The organism is Streptosporangium sp. NPDC020145 (assembly GCF_040631275.1).
GTDB lineage: Bacteria > Actinomycetota > Actinomycetes > Streptosporangiales > Streptosporangiaceae > Streptosporangium.
Genome location: NZ_JBEXZT010000024.1, coordinates 118,693 through 137,268 on the forward strand (window position 1 = coordinate 118,693; position 18,576 = coordinate 137,268).

The window sequence follows — 18,576 nt, forward strand, 5'->3', positions numbered from 1 at the left end:
GATGGGCAGACGGGGACGTTCGCGCTAGGCGATACGCCCCCTTCCCGGGCGTTCGACCGTCGTCGCAGCTCAGCGTGGATCGTAGGATCGGTATGTGAGATCCATGACGATCGAGGTGGTGACGGGTTCCCGGCAGAGGGTGCACGACATCACCCAGGAATGCGAGGGCTTCGTCCGCTCGTGCGGGGGTGACGGGCTGCTGCACGTCTTCGTCCCGCACGCGACCGCCGGTGTCGCGCTGATCGAGCTCGGCTCCGGCAGCGACGACGACCTGCTCGCCGCGTTGGAGGACCTGCTCCCCGCCGACGACAGGTGGAGGCATGCGCACGGCTCGAAGGGGCATGGACGTTCACATGTCATGCCCGCTCTCATTCCGCCGTACGCGACCGTCCCGGTCCTGGCCGGACGGCTCGCGCTGGGCACCTGGCAGTCCATCGCTCTGGTGGACCTCAACGTCGACAATCGGGAACGCCAGGTCCGTTTGTCATTTTTGTCGGACTAATTCATACGTAGCCCAGTCGTTGCCGTGGCGACCGTTGACGACCGAGGGTCACAGCGTGTGGACTGTGCCGAAGCACTCTGAGCGCCGTGTAGCTGCGGGGCCATTCAAGTAGGAGGGAAAAACGTGAGCGCGACCGCTGGTCAGGCGCAGGGCGAACGCAGCCTGGCCGAACGGCTCGGTCTCAAGCAGGGTCAGGTGGTGCAGGAGGTCGGCTGGGACGAGGACGCCGACGACGATCTGCGCGACTCCATCGAGGAGCTGACCGGCAACGAGCTGGTTGATGAAGACTTCGAGGACGTCGTCGACGTCGTGCTGCTGTGGTGGCGCGACGGTGACGGCGATCTGTTCGACGCCCTGAGCGGTGTGGTGACCAATCTGAGCGACGGCGGCCAGATCTGGCTGCTCACTCCCAAAGCCGGTCGTGACGGGCATGTGGAGCCCAGCGACATCGGGGAGGACGCCACGACGGCGGGCCTGTCGCAGACGAGCAGCATCAGCGCTGCTCCCGACTGGTCGGGGACGAGGCTGGTCACACCGAAGGCGCGTCGATAGGGTTCGCCCTGCCGTACGGCTCGCGGCGAGCCGTACGGCAGGATGATGGTCCTGATTGTCATCCGATGAAAGGACCTTTGGCCATGACGGTGGATGTGGGCTCCCCGGCTCCGGACTTCGCGCTGAAGGACCAGCACGGCACCCCGGTCAAGCTTTCGGATCACCGGGGTAAAAAGGTCGTGCTGATCTTCTACCCCCTCGCGTTCAGCGGTGTCTGCCACGGCGAGCTCTGCGCCCTCCGTGACGAGTTCATCGCCAACGCGCCCGAGGACGTCCAGGTGCTCACGGTCTCGGTCGACTCCGTGTTCACCCACCGGGCCTGGGCCGACCAGGAGGGGTACACCTTCCCGCTGCTCTCCGATTTCTGGCCGCACGGGCAGGTCGCGCAGGCGTACGGTGTGTTCGACGAGGAGAAGGGCATCGCGACGCGTGGCACCTTCGTCATCGACGGCGAGGGCGTGGTCCGCTGGAGCGTCGTGAACCCCATCCCTCAGGCGCGAGACATCGCCGAGTACCTCAGGGTGCTCGCCGACCTTTCCTAAGCGGTGAGCCCGCGGGCGTCCATGTGGCGCCCGCGGTCCACGACCCTCGGAGGCGATCATGCCCTGCTTCTCCTGCGGGGCCAGGCAGACCGACCCCGTCCGCGGCGCCAGTCCGTGGAAGCGCGGGGTGCGCGGGGAGGCCCAGGTCCTCGTCTGCCCGGACTGTCAGCGTACGCACGACCTCGAACTCGACACGTGCTCCTCATGTGGCTCCGCCGCGCTCATCTGCAGGCTCGGCGAGGTCGAGTGCCGCTCCTGCGGGGCGGTGCGTCCGGCCGCGGCCGGGGAAGGAGCGCTCCCGCCCCGCCCGTCCGGCCTGTCGAAGGAACTGGCCGACGAGGTCGAGGCCGCGCTCAACCGGGTCCTGGGGCGAGTTCATTAGTGCTCATAAATCTGCTTTAAGCGCATTTGTGGGCATCTGTAGTCATGTGGCGTTATTGCCATGCACTATGGTCAGGCTCGGACCCCTTCCTTCGACCTGCTGGATGCGCGCATGAGCTCCTTCGTTGTGGCCCTTGACGTCGGTGGCACGTCCATGAAGGGAGGCGTCGTCACCCGCTCGGGCGAGATCGCCTTCAGCGAGCGGCGTGACACCCCGCGTGAGAGGGGCCCGGCGGCGGTCGTCCAGTCGATCCGCTCCTTCATCGACGACCTCGCCGTCGCGGGCGGCGGCGAGCCCGCCGGGGTCGGCCTGGCCGTACCGGGGCTGGTCACCCCGCAGAAGGCGCTCTACTCGGCGAACATCGGCTGGCGCGACGTCAGCGCCGAGGACTTCGTCCCGCTCGACGTGCCGGTGATGCTCGGGCACGACGTGCGCACCGGTGGCCTCGGGGAGAGCGTTCTCGGCGCGGGCCGTGAGATCTCCGACTTCCTGTTCCTGCCCATCGGGACCGGCATCGCGGGAGCGGTCGTCCTGCACGGCGAGCCGTACGGCGGCAGCGTGGGGTGGGGCGGCGAGATCGGGCACATCCCGGTCTTCCCCGACGGGGAGCCCTGCGCCTGCGGCCAGATCGGCTGCCTGGAGACCTACGCCTCCGCCTCGGCCATCGGCCGCCGCTACTCGGCCAGGTCCGGTTCGCAGACGACCGCCAAGCAGGTGGCCGCGCTGATCGCCTCGGGCGACCCGGTGGCGGTCGCGGTGTGGGACGACGCCGTCGAGGCGCTGTCCCTGGCCCTGGCCACCTACACCCTCCTGCTCGACCCCGAGGCGATCGTCCTCGGCGGCGGCCTGGCCGAATCCGGGGACCTGCTGGCCGTACCGCTGGCCGAACGGCTCGGCAAACGCCTGGCCTTCCGCGCCGCGCCCCCGCTGCGCGCGGCCACCCTCGGGGTCAACGCGGGCATGCTCGGCGCGGCCCTGCTCGGCTGGCGCGCGGCCGGGTGGGCTGAGGCGGGCACCACGTGGTCGCTTGATGTGCTGAAGTCCCCTCCGGTGGCGTAAGGTGTTATCCCGTCCATCCGGACGGGATTTCCCGGGGCGCTTAGCTCAGCGGTAGAGCGCTCGCCTTACAAGCGAGATGTCACTGGTTCGAACCCAGTAGTGCCCACAGCGAGACCCTGACCCGCACCAAGGGTCAGGGTCTTTTCATTGATGTCGTCTGACGCCTTGGCCACATCGCTCATGCACCACTCGCCTGCCGGACGTCGTTCTCCTAGGGCGAGCCGCCATGGCCCCTTGACTCCTGGCGGTGTGGGTAGGAGGGACAAGAGGGGGAAGGGCCTTTTTGACCGTTCCGTCGTGTTCTGGGGTTGACGGGGCGAGAGGCGATCCGAAGAGGTCCAGCCGTCATGAGGAAAGAACCCGAAGCCAGACCGAGCAGGATCTGGTCGGAGATCTCCCCGACCGGGGAACGGCCGCGCAGCGCGCTCAACCTGAGGATGGCGCTGGCGACCTTCGGGCTGGTCGTCTGCGGGGTGTTCGCGTTCCTGGCCGGTACGGCGGGGCTGACCTGGCCGACGATCGTGCTGGCCGTGCTGGCGTTGGTCGCGCTGATCGACCTGGTCGTGGTGGCCCGCCGCCGCCACCGGCGCGGCGACGGGCACACCTTGTTCGAATGATCGGCGTTCGAACGGCCGGCGGACGTCAGAGGCAGCCGGGCTCGCCACGCTGGGCGGGGACGGAGATGGCGGTCCAGGCGGCCTTGGTCGCGTTGTACTCGGCGCAGCTCTTCGGATAGAGAGCCTTGGCGGCTCTGAGGGTCGCCATGCGCGCCTTGGCGTAGGTCCAGGGAGCGGTCTTGTACTGCAGGCCGCTGTAGAAGATCTCCGTGGCCTTGCGGATGCCGATGCCGGTCAGCGGAGTCGGGCCGCCGCAGACCGGGCTCGGGGGGCCGTTCTGCGGGCTGGTCCCCTCGGCGAGCAGGTAGAACCAGTGATCCTGCGGCCCGGGACTCGTGGAGAGCGCGGTGTAGCAGTTGGGCTCACCCTGCAGGGAGGGGTTGTACATGTTGTGGACCGCCTCAGGGCCGAAGCCCAGATCCTCGCCGATCAGGTAGTTGGGCGGGTCCAGGGGCGGCGCGTGGTTGACGTAGTGCTCGGTCGCCGCGCCGAAGATGTCGCCTGACGACTCGCTGAGCGACAGGGCCTCGGGGGTGCCGCCGTCGTCGGAGCCCGAGTGCTGGTAGACGGCGTGACCGTACTCGTGCCCGACCAGATCGAGCGAGGCGGCCTGCCGGGTGTTGGACTGGTTGTGGCCCAGGGAGATGTATGAGCCGTTCCAGTAGGCGTTGACCTGGTTGAGACCGACGCGCGCCGGGAAGGCGTGACCTGCGCCGTCGAGGCCGTCGCGTCCCAGCCAGGTACGCAGCATGTCCCATTCCTTCTGCGCCGCGAACAGCACGTCGACGCAGGCGGTCTCCAGGTTGGTGCCCGTCCCGTTGCCCCAGGTGTCGACGGACTTGGAGTAGGGGGTGCCGTTCTGGCCGCCACAGGCCAGCCCGGGACGGGTCGGGTCCCGCATGACAAAGGAGCCGCCCGAGCCCGTGGTCTGGATGGTCACCGGGTTGCCGTTGTAGAAGCTGTTGCCGAGGCCGTACCTGACCTGGTCGTGGGTGCCGATGACACTCGCGTCGAGCGCGTCGACGAAGACGCGCAGCACCTCGGGGGCCTGTTCCGTGCCGCCGGTGACGGCCACCTCCCAGGCGAGCCGGGGACGCGTGGTCGTGGCGTGGACCAGCAGGCGGGGCGTGCCCACCTCGCGTACGGCCCTGCCCTGGGCCCTGGCGACGGAGGCCGCGTCGCCGGCGCTGATCCTGGCCACGGTGCCGACGCCCTCCAGCGAGACCTGCTGGCCGGTGGTCACGGGGCCGACGGTGGTGCCGCCGCTGTCGGCGGAGGCGATCACGTCGCCGCCGTACACCGGCAGCCCGTGGTGGGTGCGCCGGTACAGCAGGTACTGCAGGCCCCGCACACCGGATGTGATCACGGGAGGCTCGAAGGCGTCTCCCGGCCCCACGCGCAGTTCCCCGGCCCGCTCCGCCAGGATCCTCGCCACGCCCGAGGCCGCGCGTTCACGTGCCTCGGCTCCGGGCGGCGCGAACGCGGACGGGGCCTGCGCGTCGCTCGATCGGGCGTCGGGCGCGGCCCGCGCGGGAAGACCGGCCAACGCCGACGTGCCCATGGCGACGACCGTCACGAAAGCGGTCGCTCCCACCTTGACTTTGGGGGCTCTAGGGTTCATTCGCTGTGACTCCTTGTCCGCAAGGAGCCGTGGCCGGCCAGGGCTGCCCCAACGGTGACATCGGTTGCCGAAGAGCAGAACCCCATGAATTCCCATATTTTTGTCGTATAGCCGGCCCCGGAAAAAGGGTGGCCGAATTATGGGAAGCGGCTCGTGTGAAACATGGGCGCACCGCCCCCGTCGAGCATGTCACGTTCCGGCCTCCCGTTGGAGGAAGTTCCGATTTCCTGATTTATCAATATTTTGCATGAGTGGGATGACCTGGGAGAACGCTGGGTTCGGAGGGTCGATTGGGATTTGGGGCGATATGAGCGGATGAGAGAGGGAAGTCTCCTCACGCCTCATCGGGGAAGGCCGTGCTCCGCCGTGCCCGTCCCCGGTGGGGCCGGTGGAAGCACTTCCCGTCAAGTCCGATGGAGGACACGTGAAGCCAACGAACGATGACAGACCAGATGAGACACGGCGGCGCGTTCCGCGCTCGCTGAGTCTCGCTGCCGCCGTCGTGCTGGTGGCGTCGGGGGGCGTCGGGGGAGCCGTGGCCTCGGCGTCGCCCGCCCCCGCTCCCACGGGGCCGGAGACGCCGACGCCCACGGCGACCCAGCCTCTGCCGACCGACATCCCCACCTCGACTCCGACTCTGACTCCGACGCCACCCCCGCCCCCGTCCCCGACCCCGACCGGCCTCCCGACCGCCGCCCCGGCGCCCAAGGTCCCCCGGGTGGCCTTCCCGCAGGTCCTGCACGGGGAGTTCGTCCTGCCGGCGAAGGACGGCTGCGGATTCACGGTGCTCTCCCAGACGGGAGAGGCGACCACGTTGACGGAGGACTCGGTCACCGTGCGAAGCCAGGACGGCTTCGAGAAGGTGTACGCGATCGACGACTCCACCAAGGTCTACGCGGGCAGGCGGGGCAACGAAATCAGGCAGGGGGACTGGATTTCGGTGACCGCGACGGCCACGGGTGAGACGGCCACGGCCGCCCACGTCTTCGACCTGTCACGGCCGAGCAGGAAGCTCTGGCGTGGGAACTGGTGGTCGTCTCCGCTGTGGCGGCTGGGCGACAGGCGGCACACCCCCGCCCTCTGCCCGACGCCGACGGCGTCTCCCACGGCGCTCCCGACCGAGACGCCCACCGCGCCTCCCACTGAGACGCCTACCGAGACACCCACGACGGCACCCACTGAGACACCCACGGACCTTCCGACCACCCCCGGCCCCGAGCCGACCGCCACGGTGACGGAGCCTCCGCTCCCGCAGTCCCCGATCCCCGCGCCCGGCTCCTGATCCCGGCTCCCCGGCCCCGGAAGGCTCCCTAAATCCGGAAGCTCTCCGGACCCGGAAGCTCTCCGGACCCGGAAGCTCTCCGGGCTCGGAAAGGGAAGCCACGACGGTCGCGGCGGCGGTTCCGCCGCGGCCGTCGTGGCCGCCTAGAATCCCGCTCATGACCGGCACCGGTGCTCCCATGGCCCCCGGCCCGAGAGGCCTGACGACGACGGGGGCGGACGGCTTCGCCGAGCGGATGCAGGAGCACCGGCGTGAACTGCACGTGCACTGCTACCGCATGCTCGGCTCCTTCGACGATGCCGAGGACCTGGTGCAGGAGACGTTCCTGCGGGCCTGGCGCGGGCGTGGGACGCTCCGCGAGGAGAGCGGGCTGCGCGCCTGGCTGTACCGGATCGCGACCAACGTCTGCCTGGACCACCTCAGGGCGCATCCGCGACACCCGCAGCCGCGCCCCGCACCCGCGATCGAGGCGGATCCGGGACTTGAGCCGCCCGTCTCGGGCGCCGTGCCGTGGCTGCAGCCCTATCCCGACACGCTGCTGGACGCGGCCGAGGAGGTCGTGGACCGCGAGACGATCGAGCTGGCCTTCCTCGTCGCGATCCAGCACCTGCCGCCCAGGCAGCGGGCGGTGCTGATCCTGCGCGACGTGCTCGGCTGGTCGGCGCAGGAGACCGCGGTCTCGCTTGAGCTGACCGTCGCGGCGGTCAAGAGCGCCCTGCAGCGTGCCAGGCCGGTGCTCAGGGAGCACCTGCCCGCACGGCGCCTCGACTGGACCGCCCCCGCCGAGTCGGTACCCGAGGACCAGGCGGTTCTGCGGCGCTACGTCGAGGCCCTGGAGAAGGCCGACCCGTCCGCCCTGGCCGAGGTGCTGAGGGCCGACGTGTGGCAGACGATGCCGCCCGCCCCGATCTGGCTGCTCGGCCGTACGGCCTTTCTGGCGTCGTGGACGCCCGCGATGGTCGGTCCGGAGGCGTGGGGCGACTGGCGGGTGGTCGCCACCCGGGCCAACCGGCAGCCTGCCGCCGCCGCGTATCTCCGCAGACCGGGCGAGACGGTCTTCTCGCCCTCCTGGATGGGCGTCCTGCGTGTCGAGGACGGCCTGGTCACCCAGATCACCACCTACGGGGACGGGGTCTTCCCCAGGTTCGGCCTACCGTCCTCGCTCTGACCCGGGGAGGGGACCGATTCCTTTTTCGCGCGGCCCTCGTCATACGGGGGAGCAATCGAGGAAGGAACAACCATGACCGATCTTCAGCGGGACGTGCAGGCCGTCGCGGACGAACTCGTCGAGTCGGGGGCCGAACGCGGTGTGCAGGTCGCCGTCTACCGCCACGGCGAACTCCTGGCCGACGTCGTCTCCGGCGTGGCCGACCCGGAGACCGGCCGTCTCCTCACCCCGGACACCCCGGTCTACGCCACCTCGACGGGCAAGGGGGTGACCGCGACGCTCGTGCACGTGCTGGCCGAGCGCGGGGTCGTCGACTACGACACCCCGATCGCGGACGTGTGGCCCGAGTTCGCCGCCCACGGCAAGGAGAAGGCGACCGTACGGCACGCCCTGACGCACGCGACCGGTGTCCCCGGGGTGCCGGTCGGCACCACACCGGAGGACCTGTGCGACTGGGACCGGATGTGCGCGGCCGTCGCCGGCGCCACCCCGTGGTGGGAGCCGGGAACCAGGTCGGGCTACCACCCACAGACCTACGGCTACATCCTCGGTGAGGTCGTGCGCCGGGTCACGGGAAAGCCCGTCTCACAGGTGCTCCGCGAGGAGCTCACGGAACCGCTCGGGGTGGCCGGCGAGCTGTTCTTCGGCGTTCCCGCCTCCGAGCTGGGCAGGCTGGCCAGGATCGAGGAGGCGGGACCCCCGATGGAGCTGCCCGCCGAGACACTGGCCCAGATCCCGTTCTTCAGGGTGGTCGACGGTTACACGGCGGCGCCCCTCGCCGCGATGCCCGACGCGGCCTTCAGCAACCGGGCCGACGTGCTGAGCTCCGACATCCCCGCAGGGGCCACGATGACGGCCCGCGCGGTCGCCCGTATGTACGACGCGCTACTCGGCGGGGAGCTGGTCTCCCCGCAGCGGCTCCGCGAGCTGTCATCCCCGGCGACGACGGGCGTGGACGAGGTGACCGGCGCCCCGGCCAGCTGGGGGCTGGGCTACTCGATCGGCCTGACCCCGGCCGTGGCCGCGCCGACGCTGTTCGGAATGGCGGGCAGCGGAGGGACCGCGGCCTTCGCCGACACCGCGACGGGCCTCAGCGTCGGCGTGATGAAGAACCGGATCTCGGCCGGTGACTTCGGCGCCGTCGAACGGATCGCCACGGTCGTCCTCGGTCACGCCTGACCGAGGGGTCGTTCTCCGGTTCCCACCGGTGTGGGCACTGTGTCCTCATACAATGGCGCGGTGCCCACCTCCGAGAACGGTCCTGACCATCACCCGCAGGACGAGGCCTGGGAGAGCGAGGCGGCACAGACGCTGCGGCGTGTCTTCGGGTACGCCTCGTTCCGGCAGGGGCAGCAGGAGATCATCGAGCACGTCGTCGGGGGTGGCGACGCCCTCGTGCTGATGCCGACCGGCGGCGGCAAGTCCCTGTGCTACCAGATCCCCGCCCTCGTACGGCAGGGCGTCGGCGTCGTCGTCTCGCCGCTCATCGCGCTCATGCAGGACCAGGTCGACGCCCTGACGGCCCTCGGGGTGCGGGCGGGTTTCCTCAACTCCACGCAGGACTTCGACGAACGCGCCGCGGTCGAGTCGGCCTTCCTGGCGGGCGAACTCGACCTGCTCTACCTGGCGCCGGAGCGCCTGCGGGTCGAGACGACGCTGAGGCTGCTCGACCGGGGCAAGATCTCGTTGTTCGCCATCGACGAGGCGCACTGCGTGGCCCAGTGGGGGCACGACTTCCGGCCCGACTACCTGGCCCTGTCCACGCTGCACGAGCGCTGGCCCGACGTGCCCCGCATCGCGCTGACCGCGACCGCGACCCCGGCGACCCACGCCGAGATCGCCTCCCGGCTGAACCTCGGTCAGGCCCGCCACTTCGTGGCGAGCTTCGACCGCCCGAACATCCAGTACCGCATCGAGCCGAAGAACGAGCCGAGGCGGCAGTTGCTGCGGCTCATCCGCACCGAGCACCCCGGTGACGCGGGCATCGTCTACTGCCTGTCGCGGTCCTCCGTCGAGAAGATCGCCGAGTTCCTGACGGACAACGGCGTCCAGGCGCTGCCGTACCACGCCGGGCTCGACGCGCGGACCAGGGCGGAGAACCAGGCGCGCTTCCTGCGGGAGGACGGCATGGTCATGGTCGCGACCATCGCCTTCGGGATGGGCATCGACAAGCCGGACGTGCGTTTCGTCGCCCATCTCGACCTGCCCAAGTCGGTCGAGGGCTACTACCAGGAGACCGGCAGGGCCGGGCGGGACGGCCTGCCCTCGACCGCCTGGCTGGCCTACGGCCTGCAGGACGTCGTGCAGCAGCGCAAGCTGATCGACACCTCGGAGGGTGACGACGCGCACCGCAGGCGCCTGGGCACCCACCTTGAGGCGATGCTGGCGCTCTGCGAGACCGTGCAGTGCCGCAGGGTGCGCCTGCTCGACTACTTCGGCCAGCGAGGCGAGCCGTGCGGCAACTGCGACACCTGCCTGTCGCCGCCCGAGGCGTGGGACGGCACGGTCGCCGCGCAGAAGGTCCTGTCCACCGTGTTCAGGCTCGTGCGGGAGCGGCGCCAGAAGTTCGGCGCCGGGCAGATCGTGGACATCCTGCTGGGCAGGCGGACGCCCAAGGTGCTCCAGCACAACCACGACTCGCTGACGGTGTTCGGCATCGGCACCGAGTTCGGCGAGGCCGAGTGGCGTGGCGTGGTACGGCAGCTGCTGGCCCAGGGGTTGCTGACGGTCGAGGGCGACTACGGCACGCTGCTGCTGACCGAGGCAAGCTCGGAGGTGCTCGGGCGCAGGCGGCAGGTCATGATGCGGCGCCAGCCCCAGCCCCAGCGGCAGACGCGGACGGAGACCGAGGGGGCCCGGGGAGAGACGCGGGCCAAGGGCGCGAAGTCCCGCCGGATGACCCAGGCGGACCTGCCCGAGGAGGCGGTGCCGGTGTTCGAACGGCTTCGCGCCTGGCGTGCGGCCACGGCCAGGGAGCAGGGGGTGCCCGCGTACGTGATCTTCCACGACGCGACCCTGCGGGAGATCGCGGCCGGGACGCCGTCGAGCCTGGCGGAACTGGGCACGGTCAGCGGTGTCGGCGAGAACAAGCTGGCCAAGTACGGCCAGGAGATCCTGGAGGTCCTCGCCGGGGAGCCGGAGGAACCGGGGGAGCCGGGGGAGCCCGAGGAGGGGGAAACCGAGGGGGCGGAGGAGGCCTGACGGAGGGCACTTCACCACGGTGGGGGAACGGCTTGTCAACAGCGCCGAAATGAAGTCATCAGTGCCGAAATAGAACTTTTCGTAGACATTGGCAGAATTTGTCTCGATAATTCGGTTTCGTTGTACCTGTTGTTCGCAACCCCCACCAACGCGGCCCGTAACCCGCCGCGTCGTCAATGCCCGGCGACTTGTCGTGCCGGGCGACAGAAGGGTCACCCCCCATGAAGCGAACCCCCCGCCTACTGGCGCTGGCAGTGTCATTCCTGCTGGCAGTGGTAGGTGTCCTCATCACGCAGACGTCGGCCCAGGCGGACAACGTCGTCGTGAACCCGGACTTCGAGGCCGGCTCCGTCGCGCCGTGGTCCTGCACCGGCGGGCTCGGCTCGGTGGTCAGCACCCCGGTCCACTCCGGTAACGGCGCGCTCGCCGGCGCGGCCAGCGGCTCGGACACCGCCCAGTGCAGCCAGACCGTGACGGTCAAGCCGAACTCGACCTACGTGGTCAGCGCCTGGGTGCGCGGCAACTACGTCTACCTCGGCGTCAACGGCGGCTCCTCCACCTGGACCGCCTCCGCGTCGTCGTACACGAAGCTCAGCGTGTCCCTCACCACCGGCGCCAACCAGACCACCGCGGTGGTCTTCCTGCACGGCTGGTACGGCCAGGGCACCTACTACGTCGACGACGTCAGCGTCGACGGCCCGCCCGGACCGACGCCCACCCCGACGGTGACGCCGACCGTCACCCCGACCGTCACGCCCACGGTCACCCCGACCGTGACCCCGACCGTCACCCCGACGGTGACCCCCACCGTCACGCCCACCGTGACCCCGACCGTCACGCCCACCGGCAGCACCTGCGCGGTGAAGTCGCGGCCCGCGGGCAAGGTCATCCAGGGCTACTGGGAGAACTGGGACGGCGCCATCAACGGCGTGCACCCGCCGTTCGGCTGGACGCCGATCAACGACCCCCGCATCAAGCAGCACGGCTACAACGTGATCAACGCCGCGTTCCCGGTCATCCTCTCCGACGGCACCGTGCTGTGGGAGGACGGGATGGACGCCACCGTCAAGGTCTCCACCCCGGCTGAGATGTGCGACGCCAAGGCCGCGGGCGCCACGATCCTGATGTCGATCGGCGGCGCGACCGCCGGCATCGACCTCAGCTCCAGCTCCGTCGCCGACAAGTTCGTCGCGACCGTCGTGCCGATCCTGAAGAAGTACAACTTCGACGGCATCGACATCGACATCGAGACCGGTCTGTCCGGCAGCGGCAACATCAACCAGCTGTCGGCCTCGCAGTCCAACCTCATCCGCATCATCGACGGCGTGCTCGCCCAGATGCCCTCCAACTTCGGCCTCACCATGGCTCCCGAGACGGCCTACGTGACCGGCGGAAGCGTGACGTACGGCTCCATCTGGGGCGCCTACCTGCCGATCATCAAGAAGTACGCGGACAACGGCCGCCTGTGGTGGCTGAACATGCAGTACTACAACGGCAGCATGTACGGCTGCTCCGGTGACTCCTACTCCGCGGGCACGGTCCAGGGCTTCACCGCCCAGACCACCTGCCTGAACAACGGTCTGGTCATCCAGGGCACCACGATCAAGGTTCCCTACGACAAGCAGGTTCCCGGTCTGCCCGCGCAGGCCGGCGCCGGAGGCGGCTACATGTCTCCCTCCCTGGTCTCCCAGAGCTGGAATGCCTTCAACGGCCAGCTCAAGGGCCTGATGACCTGGTCCATCAACTGGGACGGGTCGAGGAGCTGGAGCTTCGGCGACAACGTCAAGGCACTGCAGGGCCGCTGACCGGTCCTTGAGGGCCGTCTCCGGACTTCTCGTCCGGGGGCGGCCTTTCGCCTGTTCGGGCTGTCACGGCAGGGAGTGGCCTCCAGGGGGCGAGAGGCCCCACACACGCCGCGAACGTCACTCTCGTTCGATCTCGTCACGGATGTAGGCCTCTGTTTGGCGAACAAGCTGCCGACATTCTGGAATGATCGCGTTCATATCCTGTCGGAGATCGAGACTGACGGACAGTGAGTGAGATGCCCCCCATCGACGAAATCACCGCCTTCGCGTCGGATAAACCGGTCGTAACGGTCATCATCTGCGTGATCGGCCTAGCACTCCTCGGCGTGGCCTACCTCGCGGCCAGAGCCCTCTACCGGGCCGCGAACCAGTTCTTCCACCGTTACGTCGCGCCCCGTCCGGCCGAGGACATCCTCACCATCGTGGCAGCCAGCATCGCCACCGGCGTGTCCGCCCAGGGCATGTGGCGCTTCTCCGGCGACGTGCTCGGCTTCGACGGCCCGCTGAGGCTGCTGCTCTTCGCGTTCATCGAGGTCGCGGTGATCACCAGCGCGGTGCGGGCCCGCCGTAACATGCGGGAGAACTACTCCGCGGGCATCGACGGCATCGCGGTGTGGACGCTCACCGGCCTGTCGGCGGTGCTGTCCAGCATGGACGCCCGCAGTCTCGCCGAGGCCGTCTTCCGCCTGGCGGCCCCGCTGGTCGCCGCCTGGCTGTGGGAACGGGGCATGGCGATCGAACGGCACCGCATCACGGGGCGGCACCGCATCAACTGGCGGCTCACCCCCGAGCGCATGCTGGTCCGCGTCGGTCTCGCCGAGGTCAGCGACCGTACGGCCAGCGAGGTGGACGCCCACCGGCGGCTGACCAGGGTCGCGCTGGCCGCCAAGCGCGCCCGCGCCCTGCGTGAGGCGGGAGCCTCGGACAGGAAGATGCGCGGCGCGCTCACCAAGCTGGACAAGGCGATGGACCGGGCCGTCGAGCACACCGGCCTGGCGGTCGACAGCACCCGCCAGGAGGCGCTGCTGTCCCAGATCGGGGCGCTCTACAACACCTCCGCCCTGATCGACCTGACGCCGCCGGTCCCGTGGGCCCCCGAGGCCGAGGAGCCGCCGCGCCTGACGCACGCGCTGCCCGCGGCGGCGATGGACGACGACGACGAGGGCGAGGTCGAGATGCTCGACTCGCCGCCCCCTGTCGTGGACACCGCCCAGCGCGCCGCCCTGCTGCGCGCCGCCAGGGAGTACTGGGACAAGCAGATCGAGCGCAAGTTCGTCCCCAGGGCGTCCGACATCGCTCACGAGATCGGCATCTCGCTGGCCACCGCCCGTGAGTACCGCGCTCTGTGGAAGCTGGAGCCCCGCGCTCACGCGCTGATCGAGGCCGCCTTCAGGGAGCACGGGATCGTCGACACCGGCACCTTCCCGGCGATCGAGACCCAGCAGGAACGCGTCCTCACCGTCAACGGCTCATCCCATGGCTGAGAACCGGGGCGGGACCGCCGGTCACACCGGTGAGTCCCGCTCCTCGACCTCCGCGCTGCCGTTGACGCGGAGCTTGCGCCGGGCACGCTCGTAGAAGGTCGTGTCGCCGAGCCGTACGACCCAGGCGGCGGCGCGCAGCGCGGTGACGGTGAGCCGGTCTCCCGGCGCCAGATGGCCCGCGACCGCGCCGTCCACCTCGACGGCCAGTGTGCCGCTCGCCGGGAGCAGTTCCAGGGTGACCTCCTCGTCGGCGGAGAGCACCATGGCCCGGCTGAACGACGAGTGGGCGGCGGCCGGTACGACGAGGAACCCCTCGACCGTGGGGGAGACGATGGGGCCTCCCGCGGAGAAGCTGTAGGCGGTCGATCCCGTCGAGGTGGCGACGATGACGGCGTCGGCGGCGTACCGGACGAAGGGGTGCCCCTCGACGGAGACCGCGACCGCCGACAGCCCGTCACCGGGGATGCGCACCAGGGCGACGTCGTTGAACGCGGTCACCGTGCCGGTCCCCGGCAGCGAGGCCTGGACCGCCATGCGGGGCTCGACGGTGTGACGGTGGCCGTCGATGGCCGACAGCGCCCTGGGCAGCCCGTCGACGTCGATCTCGGCCAGGAAGCCCAGCCTGCCCAGGTTCACCCCGAGGACGGGGGTCGGCCGGCCCGCGATGAGGCGCATGGTGCGCAGCATGGTGCCGTCGCCGCCCAGGCTGACGAGCAGGTCCGCCCGGCCGACGAGCGTCTCGGCGTCCACCGCGACCGCGCTGCAGTCGATGCGCCCGACCTCCTCCGGCAGGCCGAGCACCGTGACGCCGCGCCCGCGCGCCCACCCGATGACGGTGTCGATGGCCGTCTTCGAGTCGCGGCGCGGATGCAGGACCAGTCCGACCGTTTCGACCATGCCCATCTCGCCACTGTACGGCGCTGTGCGGCGCGTCATGCCGCCGCCCGCCCGGGGGTCCTCGGCGGCCTGTAAAAGATCACTTATGTGTATACAGGGCATGATGACTTATAGTTCAACCCAAAAATTCCGTTATAGCCGTTCGATCCGAATTTTCCGACAATGGCGATTTTTGTATTTCACCGAATGATGTTTAATGCTTGACAACCTATTTAACGAACCATCAGGATTGGAGCGCTCCGCGATGGCGGCCTGTGTCTGATCCCCCGTGTCAGGGGGTGGAATGGCGCTGCGAATTCGATCGCGGTCAATCCCCTCGCTCTCTTTTCTCTGATTCAGGTCCCCGGCCCTTTTCGATCCGACACGGATGGATGGTGTGTTGTGACGGAGCTCGATCCCGGAAGGTCGCAGCTGAGCCTCGGTACGGAGGCGGCGCGAAATCTCGCGACGACGACCAAGACGGTTCCGCAGATGCAGGAGATCTCCTCGCGGTGGCTGCTGCGCATGCTGCCGTGGGTACAGGTCTCCGGTGGCACCTACCGGGTCAACCGGCGCCTCAGCTACACACTCGGCGACGGGCGGGTGAGCTTCACCAGCACCGGCTCCGAGGTGCGGGTCGTGCCCGCTGAGCTGCGTGAGCTGCCCTCACTGCGCGACTTCGACGACTCCGAGGTGCTGCAGGCGCTCGCCGAGCGCTTCACCCAGCGGGACTTCTCCGCGGGGGACGTGCTGGTCCAGGCGGGCCAACCCGCCGACGAGGTGGTGCTCGTCGCGCACGGCAAGGTCAACAAGGTCGGCGCGGGGCCGTACGGTGACGAGGTCGTCCTGACCGTGCTGGCCGGGGGCGACCACTTCGGCGACGAGACGCTGACCGGGCAGCGGGGCGACTGGGAGTTCACGGTCAGGGCCATCACCGCGGGCACGGTTCTGGTCCTGCCCGGGGACGCCTTCCGCGAGATCGCCGACCGTTCCGAGGCGCTCCGCGGCCATCTGCGTCAATTCGAGACGGCCCCGAAGGGCCCGCAGAACAAGTACGGCGAGGCCGCCATCGAGCTGGCCGCCGGGCACAGCGGTGAGCCCGACCTGCCGGGCACGTTCGTCGAGTACGAGCTGGCCCCCCGTGAGTACCAGCTCAGCGTCGCCCAGACCGTGCTGCGGGTGCACACCAGGGTCGCCGACCTCTACAACGACCCCATGGACCAGGTCGAGCAGCAGCTCAGGCTGACCATCGAGGCCCTGCGCGAGCGGCAGGAGCACGAGATGATCAACAACACCGAGTTCGGGTTGCTGCACAACGCCGACCTCAAGCAGCGCATCCACACCCGGACCGGCCCGCCCACCCCGGACGACCTCGACGAGCTGCTCAGCCGCCGCAGGAGGACGCAGTTCTTCCTCGCGCACCCGCGCGCCATCGCCGCCTTCGGCCAGGAGTGCACCCGCCGGGGGATCTACCCCATCGGCGCCGAGTTCGGCGGGCACACCGTCCCGGCCTGGCGAGGCGTCCCGATCTTCCCCTGCAACAAGATCCCGATCACCGGCAGCCGCACCACGTCGATCCTCGCGCTGAGGACCGGCGAGGACGACCAGGGAGTCGTCGGCCTGCACCAGACGGGCATCCCGGACGAGTACCAGCCCAGCCTGTCGGTCCGTTTCATGGGCATCAACGAGAAGGCGATTATCTCCTACCTGGTCAGCGCCTACTACTCCGTCGCGGTTCTGGTTCCCGACGCCCTCGGAATCCTGGAAGACGTCGAACTCGGGCACTGAGAACCGGACACGCGGTCTTTCGAGCTCCCGGTTTTCTTCCTGTCGTGTCCGTGGAGCCGAGAAGCTCGTCGGAGAATGGCGCTCACGCATATCGAGAAATGGGTGTGCAGGCCGGTAGCATCCGAATACGGGTGTTACCGGGCGGGCATGCTCACCCGGGACCCGCGCGCGTTCGGCGCCATGAAGGGCGGGTTTCCACGCGCACACCCACCCGGACACGCCAGATGAGGAGTTCGACCTCATGACCGACCGCTACGAGGGCGTGAAGACATGACGGCGGTTGACAGGGGCCAGACGGCGGACACCACGGCCGACATGCCAGATCTGACCGGGTCCGTCACCGGGGAACGGCCGGTGGTCACCGGGCGGCGACCGTCGGCGGGGACGGCCACCAGGCGGGACCCGGCCGCCGGACAGGCAGGAGAGGGGCGTACGGCGGGCGAGGTGCTCCGCTGGAGCCGTGACACGGTGGAGCCGGCCCTTCGCTCCGCGATCGACACGCTGCCCCCGTCGATGCGGCACATCTCCGGCTACCACTTCGGCTGGTGGGACGAGCACGGCCGACCGACCCAGGCCGACAGCGGCAAGGCGATCCGGCCCGCGCTCGTCCTGCTGGCCGCGGAGGCGGTCGGCGGAACCGCCGCCTCCGCGCTGCCCGCGGCGGTCGCCGTCGAGCTGGCGCACAACTTCTCCCTCCTGCACGACGACGTGATGGACGGCGACCGGACCCGCAGGCACAGGCCGACGGCCTGGAGCGTCTTCGGGGTCAGCCCGGCGATCCTGGCCGGAGACTCCCTGCTGGCGCTGGCCTACGACGCCCTGTCCGCGGGCGGGCATCCGGCGGTCCAGGAGGCGACCCGGATCTTCGGGGTCACGATCCAGGAACTGCTTGAGGGGCAGAGCGCGGACGTGGCCTTCGAGGGGCGCAAGGACGTCGAGCTGGCCGAGTGCCTGGCCATGGTGGCGGGCAAGACGGGCGCCCTGCTGGGGTGCGCCTGCGCGCTCGGCGCCCTGTCCGGCGGCGGCACCCCGGAGCAGGTCGAACGGCTGCGCTCCTTCGGGGCCGACCTCGGACTGGCCTTCCAGCTGGTCGACGACCTGCTGGGCATCTGGGGCGACCCCGAGGTCACCGGCAAACCGGTCTACTCGGATCTGCGAAGCCGTAAGAAATCGCTTCCCGTGGTGGCCGCGCTGGCCTCCCCGACCCCCGCCGGGCGTGAGCTGGCCGGTCTCTACCACCAGGAAGACCCGCTGACCGACACCGACCTGGCCCACGCCGCCGAACTCGTCGACGCCGTCGGCGGGCGGGCCTGGAGCCAGGAGCAGGCCGACGAACTGCTGGCCGGAGCGCTGCGCCACCTGCATGAGGCGCGTCCCGTCGCGCGGGCGGCCGCCGAGCTGAGGACACTCGCCCGGCTCGTCACCCGCCGCGACCGCTGACCCCCGGCCATACCGCTGGATGATGGTCAAGTGCGGGGTATGCCCGCATTGACCGACGATGGCAACCTGATCGCACGTTCGTAGTCAACGCGTTCTGATCAGATTGGATCGTCGTCGTGAGGGTGGCTTTCGTCGGTAAGGGCGGCAGTGGGAAGACGACCATGTCGGCGCTGTTCGCACGTTATGTGGCGAGCCGGGGGCTGCCGGTCGTGGCGATCGACGCCGACATCAACCAGCACCTGGGCATGGTGCTGGGG

16 protein-coding genes, 1 tRNA gene and 1 pseudogene are annotated in these 18,576 nt (G+C 69.6%); 16 read left to right on the top strand and 2 right to left on the bottom strand.

Annotation, left to right across the window (positions count from 1 at the left end):
* Nucleotides 1–94 precede the first annotated feature (94 nt).
* The 7 genes from ABZ463_RS32340 (at nt 95) to ABZ463_RS32370 (ending at nt 3,654) form a co-directional block, all read left to right on the top strand.
* A complete protein-coding gene (locus ABZ463_RS32340) occupies nt 95–502 on the top strand; it encodes a secondary thiamine-phosphate synthase enzyme YjbQ (RefSeq protein ID WP_352016391.1) in 408 nt (135 codons plus the stop codon).
* Between the two features lie 123 nt (nt 503–625).
* Nucleotides 626–1,054 carry a DUF3052 domain-containing protein gene (locus ABZ463_RS32345; protein WP_352016392.1) on the top strand — a complete coding sequence of 143 codons (429 nt, stop codon included), beginning with the start codon at nt 626–628 and terminating at the stop codon, nt 1,052–1,054.
* 83 nt (nt 1,055–1,137) lie between these two features.
* Entirely contained in the window at nt 1,138–1,596 is a 459-nt protein-coding gene (locus ABZ463_RS32350) for a peroxiredoxin (RefSeq protein WP_362781855.1), read from the top strand.
* 58 nt (nt 1,597–1,654) lie between these two features.
* Nucleotides 1,655–1,978: a hypothetical protein gene (locus tag ABZ463_RS32355; RefSeq protein ID WP_362781858.1), complete on the top strand. Its 324-nt coding sequence runs from the start codon at nt 1,655–1,657 to the stop codon at nt 1,976–1,978.
* A 111-nt stretch (nt 1,979–2,089) separates the two neighbouring features.
* Nucleotides 2,090–3,037, top strand: a complete 948-nt coding sequence (locus ABZ463_RS32360) for an ROK family protein (RefSeq protein WP_352016395.1) — start codon at nt 2,090–2,092, stop codon at nt 3,035–3,037.
* A 34-nt stretch (nt 3,038–3,071) separates the two neighbouring features.
* A tRNA-Val gene (locus tag ABZ463_RS32365) sits at nt 3,072–3,143 on the top strand.
* A gap of 241 nt (nt 3,144–3,384) precedes the next feature.
* Nucleotides 3,385–3,654 carry a DUF6343 family protein gene (locus ABZ463_RS32370; RefSeq protein ID WP_362781862.1) on the top strand — a complete coding sequence of 90 codons (270 nt, stop codon included), beginning with the start codon at nt 3,385–3,387 and terminating at the stop codon, nt 3,652–3,654.
* Between the two features lie 25 nt (nt 3,655–3,679).
* On the opposite strand, the gene ABZ463_RS32375 is transcribed toward ABZ463_RS32370, so the two are convergent.
* A complete protein-coding gene (locus tag ABZ463_RS32375; RefSeq protein WP_362781865.1) occupies nt 3,680–5,275 on the bottom strand; it encodes a M4 family metallopeptidase in 1,596 nt (531 codons plus the stop codon).
* Between the two features lie 424 nt (nt 5,276–5,699).
* Between ABZ463_RS32375 and ABZ463_RS32380 the strand changes: the two genes are divergently transcribed.
* The 6 genes from ABZ463_RS32380 to ABZ463_RS32405 all read left to right on the top strand — a co-directional run bounded on the left by ABZ463_RS32380 (nt 5,700) and on the right by ABZ463_RS32405 (nt 14,215).
* A complete protein-coding gene (locus ABZ463_RS32380) occupies nt 5,700–6,557 on the top strand; it encodes a hypothetical protein (RefSeq protein WP_362781868.1) in 858 nt (285 codons plus the stop codon).
* 157 nt (nt 6,558–6,714) lie between these two features.
* On the top strand, nt 6,715–7,725 hold the full coding sequence (locus ABZ463_RS32385) for an RNA polymerase subunit sigma-70 (RefSeq protein WP_362781871.1): 1,011 nt from the start codon (nt 6,715–6,717) through the stop codon (nt 7,723–7,725).
* 72 nt (nt 7,726–7,797) lie between these two features.
* Nucleotides 7,798–8,904 carry a serine hydrolase domain-containing protein gene (locus tag ABZ463_RS32390; protein ID WP_362781874.1) on the top strand — a complete coding sequence of 369 codons (1,107 nt, stop codon included), beginning with the start codon at nt 7,798–7,800 and terminating at the stop codon, nt 8,902–8,904.
* A gap of 60 nt (nt 8,905–8,964) precedes the next feature.
* Entirely contained in the window at nt 8,965–10,926 is a 1,962-nt protein-coding gene (gene recQ, locus ABZ463_RS32395) for a DNA helicase RecQ (RefSeq protein ID WP_352016137.1), read from the top strand.
* Nucleotides 10,927–11,147: 221 nt separating this feature from the next.
* Nucleotides 11,148–12,731, top strand: coding sequence for a glycosyl hydrolase family 18 protein (locus ABZ463_RS32400; RefSeq protein ID WP_352016138.1), 1,584 nt, complete (start codon nt 11,148–11,150; stop codon nt 12,729–12,731).
* 236 nt (nt 12,732–12,967) lie between these two features.
* Nucleotides 12,968–14,215 carry a hypothetical protein gene (locus ABZ463_RS32405; protein ID WP_352016139.1) on the top strand — a complete coding sequence of 416 codons (1,248 nt, stop codon included), beginning with the start codon at nt 12,968–12,970 and terminating at the stop codon, nt 14,213–14,215.
* A gap of 21 nt (nt 14,216–14,236) precedes the next feature.
* Here ABZ463_RS32405 and ABZ463_RS32410 read toward each other — a convergent pair whose 3' ends face one another.
* The gene (locus tag ABZ463_RS32410; RefSeq protein ID WP_362781879.1) at nt 14,237–15,118 is read right to left on the bottom strand and encodes an NAD(+)/NADH kinase; all 882 of its coding nucleotides are present in this window, start codon (nt 15,116–15,118) and stop codon (nt 14,237–14,239) included.
* A 375-nt stretch (nt 15,119–15,493) separates the two neighbouring features.
* Between ABZ463_RS32410 and ABZ463_RS32415 the strand changes: the two genes are divergently transcribed.
* The 3 genes and pseudogenes from ABZ463_RS32415 to ABZ463_RS32425 all read left to right on the top strand — a co-directional run.
* Entirely contained in the window at nt 15,494–16,879 is a 1,386-nt protein-coding gene (locus ABZ463_RS32415) for a family 2B encapsulin nanocompartment shell protein (protein WP_352016141.1), read from the top strand.
* Nucleotides 16,880–17,149: 270 nt separating this feature from the next.
* A complete protein-coding gene (locus tag ABZ463_RS32420) occupies nt 17,150–18,319 on the top strand; it encodes a family 2 encapsulin nanocompartment cargo protein polyprenyl transferase (RefSeq protein WP_352016142.1) in 1,170 nt (389 codons plus the stop codon).
* Nucleotides 18,320–18,435: 116 nt separating this feature from the next.
* A pseudogene (locus ABZ463_RS32425) lies at nt 18,436–18,576 on the top strand (ATP-binding protein); the annotation flags it as partial.